Below are 5889 nucleotides of genomic sequence, written 5' to 3'. Positions count from 1 at the left end.
GCACAGGCACTTACCCCGTTTCCGATATGAAAGGCTATCAGGTTCAGTGTCTGAAGGGGACGATCAAGGAGCAATGCCGCTTGTGCGGAAACGTAGCGGTAGGAGGTTCCGTGGAAGCCGTAACGGCGTACCTTGTCGTCGGTATAGAGTTTATTCGGCAGAGGATAGCGGTAGGCATAAGGGGGCATGCTTTGGTGAAACGCGGTGTCAAAAACGGCGATATGCGGCACATGCGGCGCGATTTGACGTGCGGCATAGATACCGTCGAGATTAGCGGGATTGTGCAAAGGAGCCAAAACGGAAAATGAGACGATCTCATACAAGACGTCGTCGTCGATCAACGCCGGAGCATTAAAATGTTCCCCGCCGTGTACGACACGGTGACCGATCGCTTCGATGGAACTGAAATCGTATCCGTGAAGACGAAGCTGCTCTTCGAGCAGGAGAAATCCGGCGTGGTGGTCGGTAATCTCTTCGATTAGCCCGTGGGTGATCGGTGTCAGTGTTATTGCTTTGTATAGGGTATATTTGATGGATGAACTGCCTGCATTAATAACCAAAATACTCATACACTCTCCTCTTGTGCCTGAATTGCCGTGATCAATACCGTATTGACGATATCGGGGATTTCACACCCGCGGCTGAGGTCGTTTACCGGTTTATTCAACCCTTGTAATACCGGACCGATAGCGATCGCTCCGGCAGAACGCTGTACCGCCTTGTAGGTATTGTTTCCGGTATTGAGATCGGGAAAAATAAAGACGGTCGCTCTTCCGGCGACAGGGCTGTCTGGGAGTTTGATACGGGCGACATCGGGGTCTATGGCGGCGTCATACTGGATCGGTCCCTCGATCATCAGGTCTGGGCGGCGTTGTTTGACGATTTGGGTCGCCTGCCGGACTTTTTCGACGTCGTCGCCGTGCCCTGAGTTTCCGGTCGAATACGAGAGCATTGCGATGCGCGGTTCGATTCCGAACATCGATGCGCTTTTGGCCGATGCGATGGCGATCTCGGCAAGCTCTGCGGCGCTCGGATTCAGATTGACGGCACAATCGGCATAGACCAGAACTCTGGCGTCCAGACACATGAAAAAGAGGCTCGATACGAGAGAAATATCGGGTGTCGTTTTGATAATCTGCAAGGCGGGGCGGATCGTATCCTGCGTCGTATGGATCGCTCCTGAAACCATACCGTCGGCATCGCCGCTCTGAACCATCATCGTCGCAAAGTAGGTAGGATGGGCGAGAGCGTCTTTGGCCGCATTGATCGTCATCCCTTTGTGACGACGCATCGCATACACATCGGTAATATAACGTTCGTTCAACTCCGATTCTGCAGGATTGATTATCGTTGCTTTAGAAAGATCAAGTCCGAGTTTCATTGCATGGTGAAGAACCGTTTCACGCTCTCCGAGCAAGATCAGATCAACGGCATTGCGCTGTAACAAGATTTCGGCGGCATGTAAAATCCGCTCGTCGCCGCTTTCGGGCAGAACGATCCTCTGTCGCCGTTTTCGTGCTCGTTCGAAGAGAGTGTATTCAAACATCTGAGGTGTCATCACCGGACTTTGAGGCGCTTTCAAGCGTCCCAGAAGTACCGTTTCGTCGACGGCATCCGTAAATCCCCTCATCGCAAGAGCGATTTTGCGGTGATATTGCGGACGGATGGTCGAGGTGACTTGCTCAATATGTACAATGGTGTCGTAGGTGTCCGTTTCGATGCTCAAAACAGGGATCGTGTCAAAATCAAGCCCATGCAGCAGTTCCAGAAACGGCTGGGATGGGATGAGCCCTCCGCATAGCAGCACCCCCGCAATCGAGGGGAAGTTTTTCGCATAGTTGGCGCCGAGAACCGTCAAGATGATATCCGCTCGATCTCCGGGGACAATTACGAAATCTCCCTCTTGGAGATGTTCGAGGAGATGTTCGGCATTCATGGCGGCGATTTTAGGGCGACGGACAATCCGTTCAAGGCTGGACGATGAGCCCAAAATGTGTTCGCAGCGCAGCGCTTCTTGGATTTCTCCGACGCTAGGCATATTTAGTTCGTCGATTTCGGGGATAAAAAATGCAGGTAGATTCGTATGGGAATACTCTGTGCGCAGACGTATCAGATTTTGTTCGTCGAGACGATTCACAAAAAGGGCAAGATGCTCATCATGTTCATGGAGAATAGCCGTATCTTCAAGAGTCATCTCGTGCACAATTTGATCAAAGCTTTTTTCTTTGCCGCTGATGACGCTGATGAAGGGAGCCTGAAGATTTTTGGCAATGATGAGGTTTGGATCGCGCTCGAGTGCTTTGTCGAATGCGGAACGGTTAAGTCCCTCGATCAGAACAAAATCGTATTGATCTGCAAATCGTCGGTAGCGGGCAATCAATCTTTCGATCATTACGTTTTCTTTGCCCTCCGCGATAAGGGTTTCGGCTTCGGAGAGTTTCATCCCGTAACTCTCTTCTATTCTTTGATCGAGTTGGAAATGGGTAATCATAAAATGGCTGTCGTTATCGACGGAGGATGTCTCTTCGATAATCGGACGAAAAAAAGCGAGTTTTTCGATACGGCTTTTGAGCAGCTGCATGATTCCCATCGAGACGAGCAGCGATCCCGCATTGGATTCCAAAGAAGCAATATAGAGATTTTTGATACCCATAAATATACTCCCGACTTTTGGTGATTACATCATACTAAAATAACGCCCTTTATCCAAGCGTTTGTCAGTCCCGATTTAGATGTTCCACAACGTTTCGCGTTGAAGAAGCTGTTTGTTTTTCTTTGAAATACGGTGCATATCATCCAAAATACGGGTTAGAACGTCGATAGTGTCGATGGCAAAGGCCCCTTTGTTCAGCATGACGCACTCGGCCCGTCCCGCCATTGCCGCATCGGTTACTTCCGCCCGGCTGGGGAGGTTGCTTTTCATTTTGCTCTCTAAAACCTGTGTCGCCCAAATGACGGGGAGATGGGCGGCATCGCAGATGTCCAAAAGGGCTTCTTGGATATAGGCCATATTTTCAAATCCCACTTCAATCGCCAAATCACCCCGTGCGATCATTACACCGCTGTTTTCGGAGTCTAAAAGGGCACTAAGAATTTCGGGCATTGCCGATACGGCTTGTTTGGTTTCGATTTTGGCAATGATGCCGATGTCGTTGCGTCCATTTTCCAAAAGGAGCTTTTGAATCGATCGGATATCTTCGGCACTTTGGCAAAACGAGATGCTGAGACTGTCGGCAAATCCTAGGACGCTTAGAGCGTTTTCGCGATCCGCATCGGTGATGGCAGGTGTTTTGATATAGGTATCGGGAAAATTAATCCCTTTCTCCGCTTTGAGAAGCGTTCCGTTACTTTTGGCATTGATGACGCGGCATCTTACCGAATCTTCATCGTTCGAGATAACCTTGAGAGCGATTTTTCCGTCATCAATAAAGATGTTTTCTCCGGTTTGGATTGCGGAGAGCATCCCCCCGAAACTGCACCGTATAACGGCAGGTTCCAAGACGTTGCCCGCTTCATCAAGCAATGCGGATCGTCCGAAAATTTCTTTCTCGGTTATGATCAGCTCATCACCGGTGAAAAGACGAATCGGATCGGTTTGGGGAGCGATATGGCGGATTTTTCTTTTTTTCCCGTCGACGGAGAGCGTTGAGGTGTGATCGATAAAGACTTTTCGGCTGATAAAACCTTTGATCCCTGTCGGAGTAATTTCGGTAATTCGGACAGACGCATTTTTTCCGTTTGCGTCAACGATCAAAACAATGGATTCCATTGTAATGAGGTTATAGAGTTTCTCTTTGATGGAAATCTGTGCCGGAATATTTTTAAGCGATACCGGATCGACGCTCTCGGGCTTCGTCATCTCTTCTGTGTGACGGATGAGGATCTCTTTTTCCCGTTTGTTGCTTCCGATAGCCAACGGAGTGAGTAATTGACGTACTTCCCCCGTACGGATTTTCGGGCCTGCGAGATCGACAAAAATTTTAATTTTTTCTTCCGGCTCGCGTCCGGTATTGATTTGGGCGATGACATCGGCCATCGCCTGCCAAACATCCGGGGTGTCGTGGGCGGTATTGATCCGGAAAACATTAACGCCGCTGTGTGCCAGCTGTCGGATTAAGGCACCTTCATTTTGTGCCGCATGAGAGGGGAGAGTTACCATGACTGCCGTCGTTTGGCGGCTCAAATCGGTACTGAATTTTCCACCGAAGAGGGCTTGGGAATTGCGGGCCGCGATCTCCATCGCCTCGGCAATACTGAGATGATGGAATTCCCGACTCAGCTCTTCGCTGATCGCGTCTTGTCCCAAAGAGGTATTCAACTGATCATAAAGGGTGTCGATGCTTGCCGCGACATGAGCAAAGGAGCGTCCCAACGACGAAAGAGAGAGCATAAACAGTTTTTCTTGAAGCCGGGTCAGGTCTTGACTGCGCAAAATAAGATATTGTCTTAGATTCAGAAGGCTTTTATAGTGCGGGTGATTTTGATCCATATTTTCGCGCGCGGCGAGGAGTTCGGATCGCAGTGTCTGTAAATCTTCGAGCGCCGAGTGCATCAAGGCCTGATCCAGCATAGGGTAATCCTGTCGTTTATGAAGTTTAATGATATTACGCAATCATTCATTATAAGTATTTTTAAATTACGTATCGGTTACGAAAAGGGGCTGAAACCATCTCTGTGTAGATGCTCAATTGTAATTTAATCGAGATAAAATAGTGATTAATTCATTATATTGCACAAAATTTACTCAGATTATTCTATACTATCGAACTGTGGATTGAACGTATGCTTATGTTTGAACCAAGATTTGCGTGTAGAACCATGAGATTATGACTAGGAGTTTAGATGAAAGCTGTAGTAATGGCAGGCGGTTTCGGAACGCGAATACAACCTCTTACCAATTCTATCCCCAAACCGATGCTGCCGATCATGAACCGTCCGATGATGGAACATACGATTGTGAGTTTAAAAAATCTCGGGATTACAGAATTCATTGTCCTTTTATATTTTAAACCTGAAGTGATCAAAGAGTATTTCAAAGACGGAAGCAAATGGGGGATCAATATCACCTATGTCGTTCCGGATGATGATTACGGTACCGCCGGAGCCGTCAAAAAAGCGCAGGAGTTTATCGGCAACGAGAACTTTATCATCATCAGCGGCGATTTGGTGACCGATTTTGATTTCCAGCAGATTTTCGACTATCACACAGCCAAAAACTCCAAACTCACCATAACTCTTACGTCGGTTGAAAATCCGTTGGAGTTCGGCGTCGTTATCGCCAACGAAGAGGGAAAAATCGAGAAGTTTCTCGAAAAACCGAGCTGGGGAGAAGTTTTCAGCGATACGATCAATACCGGTATCTATATCATCGAACCCGAGATTCTCGATTATATTCCGAAAAACGAGAATTTCGATTTTGCCAAAGATCTTTTTCCTCTGCTGATGCGCCAGGGGATCGATCTGATCGCGGGTTATGCACAGGGGTATTGGCGTGACGTCGGCAACCCCGAGAGTTACCGTGACGTATACGAAGATATCCTCAGCGGAAAAATCAAGTTTGAACTCGGCGGCGAAGCGGTGAAATACCCTGAAGGGGTTTTGATTTGCGAAGAGGACAACGGGCTGGATGACAGCGTCGATGTCGTCGGAATCGTCGTGATCGGCAAAGATGTGACGGTAAAACGGGGATCGAAACTAAGCAATGTCGTCATAGGTGATAATGTCACGATCGCCGCGGGAAGCAAGATCCGTAATACCGTTATCTGGAACGACGTGACGATCGGTAAAAATGCCAAGCTCGACGGGTGCGTTATCTGTAACAATAATCAGATCGGGAAAAACGTCACGGCGAAATCGGGGATGATCCTGGCCGAGGGGTGTGAGATCGGA

The 5889-nt window shown here is 48.4% G+C and carries 3 protein-coding genes and 1 pseudogene; 1 reads left to right on the top strand and 3 read right to left on the bottom strand.

The genetic code is table 11. The features are described from left to right. The 3 genes and pseudogenes from Q0389_RS10320 to Q0389_RS10310 form a co-directional block, all read right to left on the bottom strand. A pseudogene (locus Q0389_RS10320) lies at positions 1–569 on the bottom strand (acetate kinase); the annotation flags it as partial. Then, complete coding sequence (pta, locus tag Q0389_RS10315) at positions 566–2653, bottom strand: phosphate acetyltransferase (protein ID WP_298693956.1); 2088 nt, start codon at positions 2651–2653, stop codon at positions 566–568. The pseudogene Q0389_RS10320 and the gene pta, both read right to left, overlap by 4 nt. Before the next feature lie 75 nt (positions 2654–2728). Then, positions 2729–4612 carry a pyruvate kinase gene (locus Q0389_RS10310; protein WP_298693953.1) on the bottom strand — a complete coding sequence of 628 codons (1884 nt, stop codon included), beginning with the start codon at positions 4610–4612 and terminating at the stop codon, positions 2729–2731. Between the two features lie 230 nt (positions 4613–4842). Between Q0389_RS10310 and Q0389_RS10305 the strand changes: the two genes are divergently transcribed. Continuing rightward, positions 4843–5889: NDP-sugar synthase (locus Q0389_RS10305; protein ID WP_298693951.1), on the top strand; the 1047-nt coding region annotated here is incomplete at its 3' end.

The organism is uncultured Sulfuricurvum sp., assembly GCF_937936435.1.
In the GTDB taxonomy this organism is placed as follows: domain Bacteria; phylum Campylobacterota; class Campylobacteria; order Campylobacterales; family Sulfurimonadaceae; genus Sulfuricurvum.
This window is presented reverse-complemented; position numbering and strand designations above follow the sequence as displayed.